The organism is Streptomyces sp. NPDC006207 (genome assembly GCF_040613835.1).
Lineage (GTDB): Bacteria > Actinomycetota > Actinomycetes > Streptomycetales > Streptomycetaceae > Actinacidiphila.
Genome location: NZ_JBEXSX010000048.1, coordinates 50,128 through 67,258 on the forward strand (window position 1 = coordinate 50,128; position 17,131 = coordinate 67,258).

The 17,131-nt window shown below is 72.9% G+C and carries 14 protein-coding genes and 1 other RNA gene; 13 read left to right on the top strand and 2 right to left on the bottom strand.

The features are described from left to right. Positions 1–107: 107 nt before the first annotated feature. Complete coding sequence (locus tag ABZ312_RS31230; protein WP_500439235.1) at positions 108–860, top strand: DUF8189 domain-containing protein; 753 nt, start codon at positions 108–110, stop codon at positions 858–860. Positions 861–945: 85 nt separating this feature from the next. Beyond that, positions 946–2,064: a peptide chain release factor 2 gene (prfB, locus tag ABZ312_RS31235; RefSeq protein ID WP_500330092.1), complete on the top strand. Its 1,119-nt coding sequence runs from the start codon at positions 946–948 to the stop codon at positions 2,062–2,064. A gap of 391 nt (positions 2,065–2,455) precedes the next feature. On the opposite strand, the gene ABZ312_RS31240 is transcribed toward prfB, so the two are convergent. Beyond that, positions 2,456–2,647, bottom strand: a complete 192-nt coding sequence (locus tag ABZ312_RS31240) for a hypothetical protein (RefSeq protein WP_326575680.1) — start codon at positions 2,645–2,647, stop codon at positions 2,456–2,458. Positions 2,648–2,921: 274 nt separating this feature from the next. On the opposite strand from ABZ312_RS31240, the gene ftsE reads away from it, so the two are divergent. The 5 genes from ftsE to ssrA all read left to right on the top strand — a co-directional run bounded on the left by ftsE (position 2,922) and on the right by ssrA (position 6,830). Further along, a complete protein-coding gene (ftsE, locus tag ABZ312_RS31245) occupies positions 2,922–3,611 on the top strand; it encodes a cell division ATP-binding protein FtsE (RefSeq protein WP_018564091.1) in 690 nt (229 codons plus the stop codon). A 44-nt stretch (positions 3,612–3,655) separates the two neighbouring features. Further along, the gene (gene ftsX / locus ABZ312_RS31250; protein ID WP_499512125.1) at positions 3,656–4,573 is read left to right on the top strand and encodes a permease-like cell division protein FtsX; all 918 of its coding nucleotides are present in this window, start codon (positions 3,656–3,658) and stop codon (positions 4,571–4,573) included. Between the two features lie 67 nt (positions 4,574–4,640). After that, positions 4,641–5,804 (top strand): S41 family peptidase, encoded by a 1,164-nt coding sequence (locus ABZ312_RS31255; protein WP_500439231.1) that lies wholly within the window; start codon positions 4,641–4,643, stop codon positions 5,802–5,804. Between the two features lie 55 nt (positions 5,805–5,859). After that, positions 5,860–6,342 carry an SsrA-binding protein SmpB gene (gene smpB, locus ABZ312_RS31260; protein ID WP_499512123.1) on the top strand — a complete coding sequence of 161 codons (483 nt, stop codon included), beginning with the start codon at positions 5,860–5,862 and terminating at the stop codon, positions 6,340–6,342. Between the two features lie 101 nt (positions 6,343–6,443). Next, positions 6,444–6,830: a transfer-messenger RNA gene (gene ssrA / locus ABZ312_RS31265) on the top strand. A gap of 165 nt (positions 6,831–6,995) precedes the next feature. On the opposite strand, the gene ABZ312_RS31270 is transcribed toward ssrA, so the two are convergent. Further along, positions 6,996–8,204 carry an MFS transporter gene (locus tag ABZ312_RS31270; protein WP_500359956.1) on the bottom strand — a complete coding sequence of 403 codons (1,209 nt, stop codon included), beginning with the start codon at positions 8,202–8,204 and terminating at the stop codon, positions 6,996–6,998. A 98-nt stretch (positions 8,205–8,302) separates the two neighbouring features. On the opposite strand from ABZ312_RS31270, the gene ABZ312_RS31275 reads away from it, so the two are divergent. From ABZ312_RS31275 to ABZ312_RS31300, 6 genes are all read left to right on the top strand, one after another. Then, entirely contained in the window at positions 8,303–9,292 is a 990-nt protein-coding gene (locus ABZ312_RS31275) for a LysR family transcriptional regulator (RefSeq protein ID WP_500439232.1), read from the top strand. Positions 9,293–9,395: 103 nt separating this feature from the next. Continuing rightward, positions 9,396–10,787 (top strand): nitrate/nitrite transporter, encoded by a 1,392-nt coding sequence (locus tag ABZ312_RS31280; protein ID WP_500330086.1) that lies wholly within the window; start codon positions 9,396–9,398, stop codon positions 10,785–10,787. Between the two features lie 153 nt (positions 10,788–10,940). Next, on the top strand, positions 10,941–12,086 hold the full coding sequence (locus ABZ312_RS31285) for a uroporphyrinogen-III synthase (protein ID WP_500330085.1): 1,146 nt from the start codon (positions 10,941–10,943) through the stop codon (positions 12,084–12,086). A 469-nt stretch (positions 12,087–12,555) separates the two neighbouring features. Then, positions 12,556–14,829 carry a UvrD-helicase domain-containing protein gene (locus ABZ312_RS31290; protein WP_500439233.1) on the top strand — a complete coding sequence of 758 codons (2,274 nt, stop codon included), beginning with the start codon at positions 12,556–12,558 and terminating at the stop codon, positions 14,827–14,829. A gap of 354 nt (positions 14,830–15,183) precedes the next feature. Continuing rightward, a complete protein-coding gene (locus tag ABZ312_RS31295; protein WP_500330082.1) occupies positions 15,184–16,605 on the top strand; it encodes an NAD-dependent malic enzyme in 1,422 nt (473 codons plus the stop codon). Positions 16,606–16,803: 198 nt separating this feature from the next. Beyond that, positions 16,804–17,085 (top strand): HU family DNA-binding protein, encoded by a 282-nt coding sequence (locus tag ABZ312_RS31300; RefSeq protein ID WP_018564081.1) that lies wholly within the window; start codon positions 16,804–16,806, stop codon positions 17,083–17,085. Positions 17,086–17,131: the final 46 nt, after the last annotated feature.

The window sequence follows — 17,131 nt, forward strand, 5'->3', positions numbered from 1 at the left end:
GCACCCCGGCGGGCACCGCCGAGGACGCCGCGCTGCGCTGGTCCGGCTACACGGCGCTGCCCCACTTCCCGGACCGCGACGTCCACCCCGTCGGCGGCCCCCGCGCGATCTCCGTCTCCGGTACGACGTACGTGTTCACCCGGGGCAGCGACAAGAACGTCTGGTACCTGGTCTCCGGCACCTGGCACCGGCTCACCGGGATAAGCGTCGCCGACGACCCCTCGGTCGTCTCCTCGCGCGCCGGGCAGCTGGACGTCTTCGCCCTCGGCACCGACCACAAGGTCTACCGCCGCACCCTCAGCGGCGGTGCGTGGGGCGACTGGTACCAGGTCGACCAGCCCGCGCGTTTCACCACGACCCCCGCCGCCGCGTCCTCCGCGCCCGGCCGGATCGACCTGGTCGGCTGCTCGGGCGGTGACCTCGTCACCTCCTCCTGGGTCGACGGCCGCTGGAACGCCTGGGCGCTGGTCCCCACCGCGGGCCGGGTCACCGCCGCCCCCGGACTGGTCTCGGCCGCGTCCGGCACCCTGGACGCCTTCGCCGTCCGCAAGGCCGACGGCGCCGTGCTGCGCCTGCCGTACGTGAACGGCGCCTGGCGCCCCTCCGAGATCGTCACGGGCCTGGACGCCACGGGCCGCCCCGAACCCGCCGTCTCCGGCGGCCGGCTCTTCGTCCTCGCCCCCGCCGACGACGGGGCCCTGGCCGCCGCCGTCTCCGACGGCGGCACGTGGACGCCGGTGCCGCTGTCCGCCAGCACCCCCTCCCACCCCGGTCTGACCACGGCGGACGACACCCTGACCCTGTACCTGCGCCGCGCCGACGGCACGCTCGCCCACGCGTCGGCCCCCGTCCCCGTCTGAGCGGCGCGGGACCTCCGCGCCGGTGGGCCGGGCCGCCCCGGCTCACCGGCGCGGCAATGCGCGGCGTGCCGGTACGCTGGGGGACGTGGCAGTCCTGGATGTATCCGAAGAGCTCAAGTCCCTCTCGTCGACCATGGCCTCGATCGAGGCCGTTCTGGACCTCGACAAGCTGAGGGCCGACATCGCCGTGCTCGAGGAGCAGGCGGCGGCCCCGTCGCTGTGGGACGACCCCGACGCGGCGCAGAAGATCACCAGCAAGCTGTCGCACCTGCAGGCCGAGGTCCGCAAGGCCGAGGCGCTGCGCGGCCGCATCGACGACCTGGGGGTGCTCTTCGAGCTCGCCGAGGCCGAGGACGACGCGGATACCCGTGCCGAGGCCGAGACCGAGCTGGAGTCGGTGCGCAAGGCGCTGGACGAGATGGAGGTCCGCACCCTCCTGTCCGGCGAGTACGACGCCCGTGAGGCGCTGGTCAACATCCGCGCCGAGGCCGGCGGTGTCGACGCCGCCGACTTCGCCGAGCAGCTGCAGCGGATGTACCTGCGCTGGTCCGAGCGGCACGGCTACGCGACCGAGATCTACGAGACCTCGTTCGCGGAAGAGGCCGGCATCAAGTCCACCACCTTCGTGGTGAAGGCGCCCTACGCCTACGGCACCCTCTCCGTCGAGCAGGGCACCCACCGCCTGGTGCGCATCTCGCCCTTCGACAACCAGGGCCGCCGCCAGACGTCCTTCGCGGGCGTCGAGGTGCTGCCCGTCGTCGAGCAGAGCGACCACGTCGAGATCGACGAGACCGAGCTGCGGATCGACGTCTACCGCGCCTCCGGCCCCGGCGGCCAGGGCGTCAACACCACCGACTCCGCGGTCCGGATCACCCACATCCCGACCGGCATCGTGGTCTCCTGCCAGAACGAGCGCTCGCAGATCCAGAACAAGGCCAGCGCGATGAACGTGCTGCAGGCCAAGCTACTGGAGCGGCGCCGCCAGGAGGAGCAGGCCAAGATGGACGCCCTCAAGGGCGACGGCGGCAACTCCTGGGGCAACCAGATGCGTTCCTACGTCCTCCACCCGTACCAGATGGTCAAGGACCTGCGGACGGAGTACGAGGTCGGCAACCCCCAGGGCGTCCTCGACGGCGACATCGACGGCTTCCTCGAGGCGGGCATCCGCTGGCGCAAGCAACAGGAGCAGGGCGCCGGCGTCTGACGCGTCGTCAGCGTTCCGGACCTTCACGACTGCCGCCCGACGGGCGGCAGTCGTCGCGTTCCGGGGCAGCCGAGCCCGCACGGGGGCGTGCGCGGACGGCCCGCCAGGGTGCCGACGGTGCCACCCGCACCGTCGTCGGCGGCAGCGGATCGGTCACCCAGGGTCACGGCGACGCGAGCCGGCCGGGGTGCCGGCGCGACCTTCTTCGTCCGGGCGGTGCCGGTTTCCGCTCGATGCCGCGCCTGACCGGCTGGGGCCACCACGCGGCGCCGGGAAGGCCCGCGCCCGGACCCGGGGCCCCTGCGCGTCCACGGGAGGCCCGCAAACGCCACGGGGGCCCGCAGCGCCGATGCGCCGCGGGCCCCCGTGCTTGCTGTCTGTGTGCGCCGTGCTACACGGCGGCCTCGTGTACCACCCACGCCACCGCGAGCAGGGCGACCAGCAGGGCGATCAGTGCCGCCGGGGAGATGGCCGCGAAGGGGTTCTCCTGCTGCATGCGGGCGCGGTGGGCGCGGCAGACCGCGCAGCGGCCCTCGCTGACGGGGCCGGCGCAGTTGGCGCACACCAGTCGGTCGACTGTCATGCGGTGGCCTCCTCCCAGGCGGCCTGGCGGCCGCTCCATGAACAACGCGCGACAGGGGCGGTACGTTCCCGAGCCCCCGACCACTGTGCCAGTTCCCGGGACGCTCGGCGCGCCCCGCGTGATTCCTGCGACTCCGAAGAGTGACGCATGTGGCCAATGCCTGCTTTGTCCCCCAGTGGTCGCTGAATAAACCCGTCATCCCGGACCGCGGACTGCGCGGGCCGCGGCCATTCGCGTAAGGTCGCCTCCGATCCCCTGTATCCGGAGTGCGACCGTGATCCGATTCGACAACGTCACCAAGACCTACCCCCGGCAGAACCGTCCTGCACTTCGGGACGTGTCGCTGGAAATCGAGAAGGGTGAATTCGTCTTCCTGGTGGGCTCCTCCGGCTCCGGGAAGTCGACCTTCCTGCGGCTGATCCTGCGCGAGGAGCGGACGGACACCGGCATGGTGCACGTCCTCGGCAAGGACCTCGCGCGGCTGTCCAACTGGAAGGTGCCGCAGATGCGGCGCCAGTTGGGCACCGTCTTCCAGGACTTCCGCCTGCTGCCCAACAAGACGGTCGCGGAGAACGTGGCGTTCGCCCTCGAGGTGATCGGCAAGCCGCGCGGCACCATCCGCAAGACGGTCCCCGAGGTGCTCGACCTCGTCGGCCTCGGCGGCAAGGAGGACCGCATGCCGGGCGAGCTGTCCGGTGGTGAGCAGCAGCGCGTGGCGATCGCCCGGGCGTTCGTCAACCGCCCGATGCTGCTGATCGCGGACGAGCCCACGGGAAACCTCGACCCGCAGACCTCCGTGGGCATCATGCGGCTGCTGGACCGCATCAACCGGACCGGCACCACCGTGGTGATGGCCACCCACGACCAGAACATCGTCGACCAGATGCGCAAGCGCGTCATCGAGCTCGAGAAGGGGCGACTGGTCCGCGACCAGTCCCGCGGCGTCTACGGCTACCAGCACTGAGCCTGGGCCCCGCCCTGCACACCGCAGCCTTCTGAAAGGACAACATGCGCGCCCAGTTCGTGCTCTCGGAGATCGGCGTCGGTCTCCGGCGCAACCTCACCATGACCTTCGCGGTCATCGTCTCCGTGGCCCTCTCGCTCGCGCTCGCCGGCGGCTCGTGGCTCGCCCGCGAGCAGGTCGACTCGATGAAGGGCTACTGGTACGACAAGGTCCAGGTGTCGATCTTCCTCTGCAACAAGAACGACGCCAAGACCGACCCCAACTGCACCAAGGGCGCGGTCACCGAGGAGCAGAAGCAGGACATCGAGAAGCAGCTCAAGGCGCTGCCGCTCGTGGACAAGTACTTCCACGAGAGCGCGGAGGACGCCTACAAGCACTACAAGGAGCAGTTCTCCGACTCGCCGCTGGCCGACTCGCTCACTCCGGACCAGATGCAGGAGTCGTTCCGGGTCAAGCTCAAGGACCCGACGAAGTTCCAGGTGGTGGCGAGCGCCTTCCAGGGCCGTCCCGGCGTCCAGGAGGTGCAGGACCAGAAGGCCCTGCTGGACAACCTGTTCGGGCTGCTCAACGGCATGACGCTGGCCGCGCTGGTGGTGCTGGCGTTCATGCTCGCGGTGGCGATGATGCTGATCGTGAACACGGTGCGCGTGTCGGCCTTCAGCCGCCGCCGGGAGACCGGGATCATGCGGCTGGTCGGCGCGTCCAGCTTCTACATCCAGATGCCGTTCATCATGGAGGCCGCGTTCGCCGGTCTGGTCGGCGGTGGCCTGGCCTGTCTGATGCTCCTCGTGGGCCGCTACTTCCTGATCGACCACGGCCTTTCGCTGCAGACCAAGGTGCCGCTGATCAACTTCCTCGGCTGGGGCGAGGTGGCGCAGGTGCTGCCGCTGGTGCTGGTGGTGGGCATGCTGATGCCCGCGCTGGCGGCCCTGATCGCGCTGCGCAAATACCTCAAGGTCTGATCCGCGCCAAGGGCGCTGTACGGCCGACCTTCCGTACAGCGCCCGCTTCTCGCCTAGACTGCCCGACGTGCTGAGCCCACGTCCGCCCGGGAGACCACGCCGCCTGCGCCGTGCCGCGGCGCTGACGCTGGTCTTCGGCGCGGTCCTGGCGACGGGTGCCGCGGCGGGTTCCTTCGGGGACCTCGGCGGGGAGCGGCGGACGCCGCCGCACTCCCGCATCCCGGCCGGCACCGTCGCCGACACCGACGAGATCGCCGAGGCGATCGCGGAGGGCAAGGTCGGCCCGCAGGCCGCGCAGGCCCTGGTCAGCCGTAGCGGCGACCGCTGGTCCTCCTTCTACACGGCCCAGGAGTACGAGGGTTTCCAGCAATCCCTGGACGGCCGGTACGTGGGCGTCGGCCTGTGGGTGCGACGCACCGAGGACGGCCGCATCGGCATCGACCGCGTCCAGTCCGGCAGCCCCGCCGCCCGGGCCGGGGTGCTCGCCGGGGACCGGCTGATGAGCATCGACGGCACGGAGGTCACCGGCCGCCCCGTCACCGAGGTCGTCGCCCGGTTGCGCGGTTCCGACGCGGCCGGCACCGCCGTGGCCCTGGGCCTGCGGCGCGGCGCGCGCTCCTGGGTGGTCTCCCCGCGGCGCGCCCTGCTGCCCACGGAGTCCGTACGGGTCCGGCACGTCCCCGGCGGCGTCAGCGTCGTCAAGGTGGACGCCTTCACCAAGGGTGTCGCCGGGCAGGTCCGCGGCGCCCTGGCCGGCCGGCCGGGAAACAAGGGCGTAGTCCTGGACCTGCGCGGCAACTCCGGCGGCCTGGTCACCGAGGCCGTCGGTGTGGCCTCCGCGTTCCTGGACGGCGGCCTGGTCGCCACGTACGACGTCCACGGCAGGCAGCAGGCGCTCTACGCGGCCGACGCCGGCGACACCGACACCCCGCTCGTCGTGCTCGTGGACGGCGGCACGATGAGTGCGGCCGAACTGCTCGCCGGCGCCCTGCAGGACCGCGGCCGTGCCGTCGTCGTGGGCTCCCGCACCTTCGGAAAGGGCTCGGTGCAGATGCCCAGCCGGCTGTCGGACGGCTCGGTCGCCGAGCTCACCGTCGGCCACTACCGGCTGCCCGCGGGCCGCCGGGTGGACGGCCGCGGGGTGGAGCCCGACCTGAAGGTCACCGGTGGCGCGGACGCCGAGTCCGAGGCCCTCCAGGTGCTGGACGGTCTGGGCACGCCGGTCCGCTGACCGGCGCGCAAACCGGTACCCCCCGGCCCCGCCGAGGTGCGAGAATGGCCGCGCTATGGCAAAGGAAACGGGTCGCAAGCTGATCGCGCAGAACAAGAAGGCGCGGCACGACTACCACATCCTCGACACCTACGAGGCGGGCTTGGTGCTCACCGGCACCGAGGTGAAGTCGCTGCGCCAGGGACGCGCTTCCCTGGTCGACGGCTTCGGCCAGCTCGACGGGGGCGAGGCGTGGCTGCACAACGTGCACATCCCCGAGTACACCCAGGGGACGTGGACGAACCACTCGGCGCGGCGCAAGCGCAAGCTGCTGCTGCACCGGGAGGAGATCGAGAAGCTCTTCCAGAAGTCCCAGGAGACCGGTCACACGATCGTGCCGCTCTCCTTGTACTTCAAGGACGGCCGGGCGAAGGTCGAGATCGCGCTGGCCAAGGGCAAGAAGGACTACGACAAGCGGCAGACCCTGCGCGAGAAGCAGGACCGCCGCGAGGCCGACCGGGCCATCTCGGCGGCGCGCCGCCGGCAGCGGGGCGACTGACCCCCGGGAAATGCGCTGGCCTCCATGTACGTCGGTCACGTACGATGGCGTCAGCACCACCGGGCCCTGACGGCCCGGTGAGCAGTTTGAAAAATCAACATGGGGATGATCGGTTTCGACTGGGGATGTCGAAGCAGGGGAAGCGAGCCGAGAAAGCGGCAATGATCTCGTAAACCATATGCCGAAAACAATAATCGCCACTTCTAAGCGCGATTCCTCCGCCTTCGCTCTCGCTGCCTAATTAGCAGCTAGCGAAGACTCCGCGGAGTGTCAGCCCGGGGCTGTTCCCGACCCGGATCCTGGCATCAGCTAGGGGACTAAACCACTGAGTCCGGCCACGGGGCTCGGTGGGAAACCAAACAGTGGCTGGGCCCGTCGGCGGCTTGTCCGCGTGACTGCCGGGGCCGAGAAAAGCACAGCGGACTGCGCTCGGAGAAGCCCTGATTCTGCACCACAGGACGCGGGTTCGATTCCCGCCATCTCCACTGACCCAACGGAAGGCGATGCCTGCCGCGCACTGCGCGGCAGGCATCGCCTTCCGTCGTTTCGGGGGCCCGTCGCCTCGCCGCACGGCGCCGCGCCCGGCTGTGGCCCTGGCCGCGCAGGCGCGGGGCGGTACGTACGGCGGCGGCCGGCGGCTGACGGCCGGTACGTCAGGCCCGGCGCCGGGCCGTCCGCAGGGAGGCCGCCGCGACCAGCGCCGCGGTGGCCGCGGCGACCGCCGGTATCGCGTACGCGGGGACCGCACCCCGGTGCTCTGCGACCGACCCCGCGGCGAAGGAGCCCGCGGCGATGCCGCCCAGGAGGGCCGTGACGGCCAGCGTCATGCCCTCGTTGAGGCGGCCCGGCGGCACCCGGCGCTGGATCAGGGCCATGCCGTTGATCATCGTGGGCGCGGTGGCCATGCCCGCCAGCAGCAGCGCGGGGGCCAGCAGCCACAGGCCGCCGAGGGCCGCCGCGGGCAGCGGGCCGAGCATGAGAGCGGCCATCAGGGCGACGCTCGCGGCGAAGCGGCCCTCCGCGCCGCCACGGGGCCGGCGCAGCCCGTACAGCAGGCCCGCCGCGCACGAACCCGCCGCCTGGAGGGCGAGCACCGCCCCGGCGGCGCCACGGTGCCCCTGGGCGTCGGCGAAGGCGATCGTGGTGACCTCCAGGGCGCCGAAGACGGCCCCCGTCGCCAGGAACGTCAGCAGTACGGCCGGTACCGCGGCCCGCCCGGCCCCCGCCCCCGGTCCGGCGGCGGCCCGCGGCACCGGCGGCGGTTCGGTGCCGCGCTGCGCGGCGAAGATCAGGATGCCGCCGAAGAGCAGCAGCGCCCCCGTCAGCGTGCCGGCCTCGGGGAACAGCGAGGTGCACAGGAAGGCCGCGAGGACCGGGCCGAGCATGAAGCAGACCTCGTCCGCGGCTTGCTCGAAGGAGTTGGCGACGTGCCGGCCCCGCTCGTCGTCCCGGTACAGGTGCGCCCAGCGCGCCCGCGCCATGCCTCCGGTGTTCGGCGTCGTCGCGGTGGCGGCGTACGCGGCGAACAGGGTCCAGGCCGGGGCGTGCAGCCGTACGCACACCACCAGCGCGAGCGAGCCCAGCGCGGCGAGCCCCGCGGCCGGCACGGCCACCCGGGCCTGGCCGTGCCGGTCGGTCAGGCGCGCGGTCCAGGGGGCCACCACGGCCGTCGCGGCGAGTCCGGTGGCGGTGACCGCCCCGGCCAGCGCGTACGAGCCGTAGCCGGCCGCGATCATGACGACCGCGCTGACGCCGAACATCCCCATCGGGAGCCGGGCCAGGAGGTTCCCGGTGGTGAAGGCCCGAGTGCCGGGCAGGGCGAAGAGCCGCCGGTAGGGGGCGGTGAAGGCGGGCGCGGTCATGCGACCACCCTCCCGGCGCGCCCCCGGTGCGGTCCAACACCTGATCAGCGCCCATTGACGCGTTCCCGTTGTCAATCGCGGACGTGTTCAATGGGCGGATGCCGCACGCCATCGAACCGCGCCTGCTGAGGGCCTTCACCGCCGTCGCGGAGGAGCTGCACTTCACCCAGGCCGCCGCCCGCCTCCACGTCGCCCAGCAGGCGCTGAGCCGGGACGTCCGGCGCCTGGAGCGGGAACTGAGGGCCGAGCTGTTCGTGCGGACGACCCGCTCGGTGCGGCTGACCGCCGAGGGGGAGCGGCTGCTGCCGTACGCCCGGCGCGTGCTCGCCGCCCACGACGAACTGGCCGCCGCCTTCGCGCCCACCGGCCGTCCGCTGCTCGTCGACATCGGCGCGCCGGTGGGCACCGGCCACCGGGTGCTGGCCGCCGCTCGCGCCGCCGCGCCCGAACTCGAGCTCACCGCGCGCTTCCACAGCGGGCTCACCGGCGCCGCCGCCGGGATCCTCGCCGGCCGCCTGGACGTCTCCTTCGGCCGCGCGGCGGGCCTGGCCCCCGCCGTGCTGGACCGGCTGGAGCACCTGCCGGTCCGCTACGAGCGGATGGCGGTGCTGCTCCCCGCCGGCCACTGGCTGGCCCCGCTCGCCGAGGTGCCGCTCGACCGACTCGCCGGGGAGTCGCTCTACGCCGCCGCCGGGAACCCGGACACCGCCGAGTGGACGGACCTGGCCCAGCGCCTGTTCCGGGGCCGGGGCATCGCCGTCGCCGCGCCCTTCCCCGCCATCGACGGTCCGGAGGAGTTCGTCCGTCTGGTGCGCAAGCACCGCTGGCCCGTCCTGGCCAGCACCGAGTTCATCGACCTGCCCGGCTTCGTCCTGCGCCCGCTCACCGGCCCCGTACCGCTCGCCCCCGTCTCCATGGTGTGGCGGCGCGGACTGCGCCACCCCGCACTGGACGCCCTGCTCTGCGCCGCGCGCCGGCTCGCCGCGGAGGACGACTGGCTCACCGTGCCGGACGGCGCCTGGCTGCCGGAGCCGGACGCCCGCGTGATGGCGCCCCCGGCGCTCACACCGGGCCCGCGCACCGGGTGAGAGCAAGGTTGCGTGGCGGTCACCTCAGGCCATCGGGAGGAAACGCGCCGTTCCTACCGTCGTGGGCATCACCCGACGAGCGACATCAGGGCCTGGAGGCGTCATGACTGCCGCGAGCACCACCGCACGCAAGGGCGGCCGCTGGATCGAACGGTGGGACCCCGAGGACGAGGGGTCCTGGGAGAACGGCGGCCGGCGCGTCGCCCACCGGAACCTGCTCTTCTCCGTCCTGTCCGAGCACGTCGGCTTCTCCGTCTGGACGCTCTGGTCGGTCATGGTGCTCTTCATGGGCCCGGAGTACGGCATCGACCCCGCCGGGAAGTTCTTCCTGGTCGCCATGGCCACGGCGGTCGGCGCCCTGGTCCGCGTCCCGTACACCTTCGCCGTCGCGCGCTTCGGCGGCCGCAACTGGACCGTCGTCAGCGCGCTCATGCTGCTGCTGCCGACGATCGCCGCCGCCGTCGTCATGGAGCCCGGCACCTCCTACGGCACCTTCCTCGCCGTCGCCGCGCTGACCGGGGTCGGGGGCGGCAACTTCGCCTCCTCCATGACCAACATCAACTCCTTCTTCCCGCTCCGGAAGAAGGGCTGGGCCCTCGGCCTCAACGCGGGCGGCGGCAACATCGGCGTGCCGGTCGTCCAACTGGTCGGCCTGCTGGTCATCGGCACGGCAGGCGCCGGCCACCCCCGGCTGCTGCTGGCCGTCTACATCCCGCTCATCGTGGTCGCCGCCACGCTCGCGGCCCTGTACATGGACAACCTCGCGCCCGTGCGGAACGACACCGGCGCGGCCGCCCTGGCGGTGAAGGACGGCCACACCTGGATCATGTCCTTCCTCTACATCGGCACCTTCGGGTCGTTCATCGGCTACAGCTTCGCCTTCGGGCTCGTCCTGCAGAACCAGTTCGCCCGCACCCCGCTGCAGGCCGCGTCCGTCACCTTCGTCGGCCCGCTGCTCGGCTCGCTGGTCCGCCCGGTCGGCGGACGGCTCGCGGACCGCTTCGGCGGCGCGCGGATCACCCTGTGGAACTTCCTGGCGATGGCCGCCGCCACCGCCGTGATCGTCCTCGCCTCGGCGCAGAAGTCCCTGGCGCTGTTCTCCGGCGCCTTCGTCGCCCTGTTCATCCTGACCGGCCTCGGCAACGGCTCGACGTACAAGATGATCCCGGGCATCTACGCCGCCAAGGCCGCCGCCAAGGGCCTGACCGGCGAAGCCGCGGCCTCCTACGGACGCCGGCTGTCCGGCGCCGCGATGGGCCTGATCGGTGCCGTCGGCGCGCTCGGCGGCCTCGGCATCAACCTCGCCTTCCGGCAGTCCTTCCTCACCCGGGGCACCGGCACCCCGGCCTTCGTCACCTTCCTGGCCGTCTACGCGGTCTGCTTCGCGGTCACCTGGGCCGTATACCTGCGCAGGCCCGCACCGGCCCCCGCCCCGGCGGCCGGGCCCGGTGCCGGGGCCGAGCCGGAGGCGCGGCTGTCCTACGCGCAGGTGTAGCCCCGGCGAACTGCGTAACAACGGGGAAATGCCGGTGAACCCGGACCGTCACCGGGGCTTGGAACCATGCGCGCAACGGGGCGCACGACTCCGGGACCCGGGACGGTCCCGGCCTCCGTTGCACGTGTACCTCCGGCGGAGCGAGGCAGAGCCATGCAAGTGCGACACCCAGACGTCCTCCCCTTGGCGGGCTTCACGGTCGGCGTCACCGCGGCCCGCCGCGCCGACGAACTGTGCGCCCTGCTCGAACGGCGCGGCGCCGTCGTGATGCGGGCCCCCGCGCTGCGGATCGTCCCGCTGCCGGACGACACCGAACTGCTCGCCGCGACCAAGGGGTTGCTCGACCGCGGCCCCGACGTGGTGGTGGCCACCACCGCGATCGGCTTCCGCGGCTGGATCGAGGCCGCCGACGGCTGGGGGCTCGGCGAGCCCCTGCTGGAACGGCTGCGCCACGTCGAACTGCTCGCCCGCGGCCCCAAGGTGCGCGGCGCGATCCGCGCGGCCGGGCTCAGGGAGTCCTGGTCGCCGGCGTCCGAGTCGATGGCGGAGGTCCTCGACCGCCTGCTGGACGAGGGCGTCGACGGCCGGCGCGTCGCCGTCCAGCTGCACGGGGAACCGGTGCCCGGCTTCAGCGAGGCACTGCGCGCGGCCGGCGCGGAGGTCGTGGGCGTCCCCGTCTACCGCTGGATGCCGCCGGAGGACCTGGGCCCGGTCGACCGGCTCATCGACGCGGCCGTCGCCCGCGGACTGGACGCGGTCGCCTTCACCAGCGCCCCCGCGGCGGCCTCCCTGCTGGACCGGGCCGACCGCCGGGGCCTGCGCGGCGAACTCCTCGACGCCCTGCGCCACGACATCCTCCCGGCCTGCGTGGGCCCCGTCACGGCGCTGCCCCTGCAGGCCCACGAGGTGCCCACCGCCCAGCCCGAACGCTTCCGTCTCGGGCCGCTCGTCCAACTGCTCGCCGCAGAGCTCCCGGGGCGGGTGCGTCCCCTCCCCGTCGCCGGACGGCGCCTGGAGATCCGCGGCCACGCGGTCGTCGTCGACGGCGAGCTGCGCCCCGTCCCCCCGGCCGGGATGGCCCTGCTCCGCGCCCTCGCCCGGCGCCCCGGGTGGGTCGTCTCCCGGGCCGACCTGCTCCGGGTGCTGCCGGGGGCGGGGCGCGACGAGCACGCCGTCGAGACGGCGATGGCGCGGTTGCGGGCGGCGCTGGGGGTGCCGAAGCTCATCCAGACGGTGGTCAAGCGGGGGTACCGGCTTGCGCTGGATCCGGCGGCGGACGCCAAGTACGCCTCCGCGTGACCCGGGGTCGTGGGTGCGGCCGGTTGTTTGGGTGCGGGTTGTCTGCGCCTGCGGCGGGCGTCCACCCGCCCGCCCGCCCGCCCCCGGCCGAAGGCTGGGGGAGACGAGCGGCGGACCCGGGCGCCGAACGATGTGGACGTAAACCGCGAGCGCTGTGGGGGTCCCCCCGGCCGAAGGCTGGGGGAGTGCGCCGGGCCCCGACCCCAACCCAACAGAGCGCAGGCCCGCACTGACCGCGCCGGATGGGGGTCCCCCCGGCCGAAGGCTGGGGGAGGGCGGGCGGCGGGGAAACCCCAAAGCGCAACCACAACGCACCCGCACGGGGCGACACGGGGTACCCCGGACGCTCCGGGAGGCACTTGCCGAGTGGGCGGGAAACGCCTGGTTGGCGTACGGTGACAGGCTGCCCCGTACGCCGGGGCGGCGCACGCGGCGCGTGACGTACGGAAGTGGAAGAAGGGGGTCCTGCGTGGCAGCGGTCCGGGACACGGAGATCGCAGTCGAGCAGACGCATCTGGACCGGGTGTACGACCGGCTCGAGGAGAAGATCCACGAGGCGGAGTTCCTCATGGACGACGCCGTCAAGCGCGGCCAGGTCGGCACGCCGGGCGCGCTGGCGGAGCGCGACGCCCAGGTGTTCCGGGCGGGGCTGCACCTGAACCGGCTGAACGCGGAGTTCGAGGACTTCCTCTTCGGCCGGATCGACCTGCTGCTGGGCAAGGACGGCAAGAAGGGCCCGGACGGTGCGTACACCTCCGTGGAGCCCGCCGATGATGCGGTCCGGCCCGACGGGACGGCGGAGGTCGCCGAGACCCTGCACATCGGCCGACTGGGCGTGCTGGACGCGGACTACGCGCCGCTGGTGATCGACTGGCGGGCGCCCGCGGCGGCGCCGTTCTACCGGGCGACGCCGGTCGCGCCCGGCCGGGTCGTGCGGCGGCGCGTCATCCGCTCCAAGGGCCGCAAGGTGCTGGGCGTCGAGGACGACCTGCTGCGCCCGGAGCTGAGGACGGGGCTGCCGGTGGTGGGGGACGGCGCGCTGATGGCCGCGCTGGGCCAGGCGCGCAGCCACACGATGCGGGACATCGTCTCCAGCATCCAGGCCGAGCAGGACGTGGTGATCAGGGCCCCCGCAGCCTCCGTCACGGAGGTGACCGGCGGGCCCGGCACGGGGAAGACGGCCGTGGCCCTGCACCGGGCGGCGTACCTGCTGTACCAGGACCGGCGCCGGTACGCGGGCGGGATCCTGGTGGTCAGCCCGACGCCGCTGCTGGTGGCGTACACCGAGGGCGTGCTGCCCTCGCTGGGCGAGGAGGGTCAGGTCGCGATCCGCGCCGTGGGCTCGCTCGTGGACGGTGCCGAGGCGACCACGTACGACGATCCGGCGGTCGCCCGGATCAAGGGCTCGCTGCGGATGCTGAGGGTGCTGCGCAAGGCGGCCCGGGGCGTGCTGGAGCACGGGTCCGGGCAGGGCCGGTGCCCGGACCGGCTGCGGGTGGTGGCGTTCGGGCGGCGGCTGGAGCTGGACGCCGAGGAGCTGTCCGGGATCCGGCACGCCGTGCTGAGCGGCACGGCGCCGGTGAACCTGCTGCGGCCCCGGGCCCGGCGTCTGCTGCTGGACGCGCTGTGGCGCAAGGCCGGGCGCCGTTTCGAGGACCCGGAGCTGGCCGCCGAGGAGCGGCAGGGTTTCGACGAGGACGTCTCCACCGAGCAGGAGTTCGTGGACTTCCTGGCCGCCTGGTGGCCGGTGCTGACCCCGCGCGGGGTGCTGGCGGCGCTCTCCGACGAGAAGCGGCTGGGGCGCTGGGCCCGGCGGGTCCTGACGCCGCCCGAGGTGCGCCGGGTGGCGCGCTCGCTGCGCCGGCTGGACCCCGCGGGCAACGGGGCCCTGTCCGTGCACGACGTCGCGATGCTGGACGAGCTGGAGGCCTTGCTGGGCCCGCCGCCGAAGGTGCGCACCCGGGAGGCGGACCCGCTGGACCAGCTGACCGGTCTGGAGGAGGTCACCACCTTCGCCGACCGGATGGCGGCCGGGCGGCGCAGCCGGCAGGACCGGCTGGACGCGGAGCGCACGGAGTACGCGCACGTGATCGTCGACGAGGCGCAGGACCTCACCCCGATGCAGTGGCGGATGGTGGGCCGCCGGGGCCGTGCCGCGACCTGGACGGTGGTCGGCGACCCCGCGCAGAGTTCGTGGACCGACCCGGACGAGGCGGCCCTGGCCCGTGACGAGGCCCTGGGGACGCGTCCGCGCCGCCGTTTCACCCTCACCGTGAACTACCGCAACCCGGCCGAGATCGCGGACCTGGCGGCGAAGGTGCTGGCGCTGGCCATGCCGGGCAACGAGTCGCCGCGCGCGGTGCGTTCGACGGGGCTGGTGCCCCGGTTCGCGGTGACCGCCGACGGCGGCCCCGGCGAGGCGGTGCGCGCGGAGGCGGAGCGGCTGCTGGGCGAGGTCGAGGGCACGGTGGGCGTGGTCGTGGCCATGGGCCGCCGTGAGGAGGCCCGGGGCTGGCTGGCGGGGCTGGGCGAGCGCGTCGTGGCGCTGGGCAGCCTGGAGGCCAAGGGGTTGGAGTACGACGCGACGCTGGTCGTCTCGCCCGCGGAGATCGCGGACGAGTCCCCGGCCGGGCTGCGGGTGCTGTACGTGGCGCTGACCCGGGCCACGCAGCGGCTGACGGTGCTCTCCGGCGCCCGCGACCTGCCGGACGACGTCGGCGTCCCGGACCTGCTGCGGGACTGAACCGTCCGCATGACGACGGCGGGGCGCCCCTCTGGGAGGGGCGCCCCGCCGGACGTCTGTGACACCGACCCGCCATGCTCGCCTCGCGGCAAGTGGGCGCTCGAAGCGCCTATGGTTGGGCCCGGGGGCTTGGATCGAGCCGGTGCCTCACCCAGGCTAACAAACGATCCGAGATTGTCATTCCGTCCGTGTGCGCCGTTCCGGTGGCGGGTGGGGGAACATTAAGCACACAAGCTTCCGTTGACCCCCCTCGCTACTCGACATTCTGTTGTAGGGCCCCCGGGTTTACGCGTACCCACCAGTAGGTGGCAGCATCGAGGGCGCACAACCAGCGACAGCGGAGGAACAGCGGCCATGGCAACGGCGCCGAGCGTCTCGTACTCAATCACGGTGCGGCTGGAGGTACCCGCGAGCGGATCCGCGGTCAGCCAGCTCACCACGGCCGTGGAAGCCTCCGGTGGTGCCGTCCACGGCCTCGACGTGACCGCTTCCGGCCACGAGAAGCTGCGGATCGACGTGACCATCGCGGCCACCTCGACGGCCCACGCGGACGAGATCGTCGCCAAGCTGGCGCAGATCGAGGGCGTCGCGATCGGCAAGGTCTCCGACCGCACGTTCCTGATGCACCTCGGCGGCAAGATCGAGATGGCGTCGAAGCACCCCATCCGCAACCGTGACGACCTCTCCATGGTCTACACCCCCGGTGTGGCCCGGGTCTGCATGGCGATCGCCAAGAACCCCGAGGACGCCCGCCGGCTGACCATCAAGCGCAACAGCGTCGCGGTGGTCACCGACGGCTCGGCCGTGCTGGGCCTGGGCAACATCGGGCCCAAGGCCGCGCTGCCGGTCATGGAGGGCAAGGCGGCCCTGTTCAAGCGCTTCGCGGGCATCGACGCCTGGCCGATCTGCCTGGACACCCAGGACACCGACGCGATCGTGGAGATCGTCAAGGCGATCGCCCCCGGCTTCGCCGGCATCAACCTGGAGGACATCTCGGCGCCCCGCTGCTTCGAGATCGAGGCCCGGCTGCGCGAGGCCCTGGACATCCCGGTCTTCCACGACGACCAGCACGGCACCGCCATCGTGGTGCTTGCGGCGCTGACCAACGCGCTGCGCGTGGTCGGCAAGCAGGTCGGCGACGTACGGGTCGTCATGTCGGGTGCGGGCGCCGCCGGCACGGCCATCCTCAAGCTGCTGCTCGCGGCGGGCGTCAAGCACGCCGTCGTGGCGGACATCCACGGCGTCGTGCACAGCGGCCGGGAGGACCTGGTCGCCGCCGGCCCCGGGACGGCGCTGCGCTGGATCGCCGACAACACCAACCCGGAGGAGATCACCGGGACCTTGAAGGAGGCCGTGCGCGGCGCGGACGTCTTCATCGGCGTCTCCGCCCCCAACGTCCTGGACGGCGAGGACGTCGCGGCCATGGCCGACGGCGCCATCGTCTTCGCCCTGGCCAACCCCGACCCCGAGGTGGACCCGGCGGTCGCCCGGGAGACCGCCTCGGTGGTCGCCACGGGCCGCAGCGACTTCCCGAACCAGATCAACAACGTGCTGGTCTTCCCGGGCGTCTTCCGCGGCCTGCTGGACGCCCAGAGCCGCACGGTGAACACCGAGATGATGCTCGCGGCGGCGACCGCCCTCGCGGACGTCGTCACCGAGGACGAGCTCAACCCGAACTACATCATCCCGAGCGTCTTCAACGACAAGGTCGCGGGCGCCGTCGCCGGCGCCGTCCGTGAGGCCGCCAAGTCGCAGGGCCTCACCGCGACGCCGTAACGACGGAGCGTCATCGAGCCGCACACGTCCCGCTTTTTGTGTGACTCTCCCGGGTGCCGGATTGGCGTTTCCCCCAGAAATAGGGGCAGGATGCGTACCTGGGCGGTGAGGGCCGCACCGCAGAAGCGCGATGAGCGTCTTCACAATGCGTCTTCCCCGACGGTCGACGTTGGGGGTTTCCATGCAAGGAGTACTTAGATGAACCGCAGTGAGCTGGTGGCCGCGCTGTCCGAGCGCGCCGAGGTGACCCGCAAGGACGCCGACGCCGTTCTGGCCGCGTTCGCCGAGGTCGTCGGCGAGATCGTCGCCAAGGGCGACGAGAAGGTCACCATCCCCGGCTTCCTCACCTTCGAGCGCAGCCACCGCGCCGCGCGCACCGCGCGCAACCCGCAGACCGGTGACCCGATCCAGATCCCGGCCGGCTACAGCGTGAAGGTCTCCGCGGGCTCGAAGCTCAAGGAAGCCGCCAAGGGCAAGTAGTTCCGCGCCTACCGCGACAACCGAAAGGGCGGCCTCCCCGCGGGGA

Bases quoted from the DNA above. Each gene is read 5' to 3' on its own strand.
- ABZ312_RS31240 (WP_326575680.1), bottom strand. From the start codon at position 2,647: ATGACAGTCGACCGACTGGTGTGCGCCAACTGCGCCGGCCCCGTCAGC.
- ftsX (WP_499512125.1), top strand. From the start codon at position 3,656: ATGCGCGCCCAGTTCGTGCTCTCGGAGATCGGCGTCGGTCTCCGGCGC.
- smpB (WP_499512123.1), top strand. From the start codon at position 5,860: ATGGCAAAGGAAACGGGTCGCAAGCTGATCGCGCAGAACAAGAAGGCG.
- ABZ312_RS31270 (WP_500359956.1), bottom strand. From the start codon at position 8,204: ATGACCGCGCCCGCCTTCACCGCCCCCTACCGGCGGCTCTTCGCCCTG.
- ABZ312_RS31275 (WP_500439232.1), top strand. From the start codon at position 8,303: ATGCCGCACGCCATCGAACCGCGCCTGCTGAGGGCCTTCACCGCCGTC.
- ABZ312_RS31280 (WP_500330086.1), top strand. From the start codon at position 9,396: ATGACTGCCGCGAGCACCACCGCACGCAAGGGCGGCCGCTGGATCGAA.
- ABZ312_RS31285 (WP_500330085.1), top strand. From the start codon at position 10,941: ATGCAAGTGCGACACCCAGACGTCCTCCCCTTGGCGGGCTTCACGGTC.
- ABZ312_RS31295 (WP_500330082.1), top strand. From the start codon at position 15,184: ATGGCAACGGCGCCGAGCGTCTCGTACTCAATCACGGTGCGGCTGGAG.
- ABZ312_RS31300 (WP_018564081.1), top strand. From the start codon at position 16,804: ATGAACCGCAGTGAGCTGGTGGCCGCGCTGTCCGAGCGCGCCGAGGTG.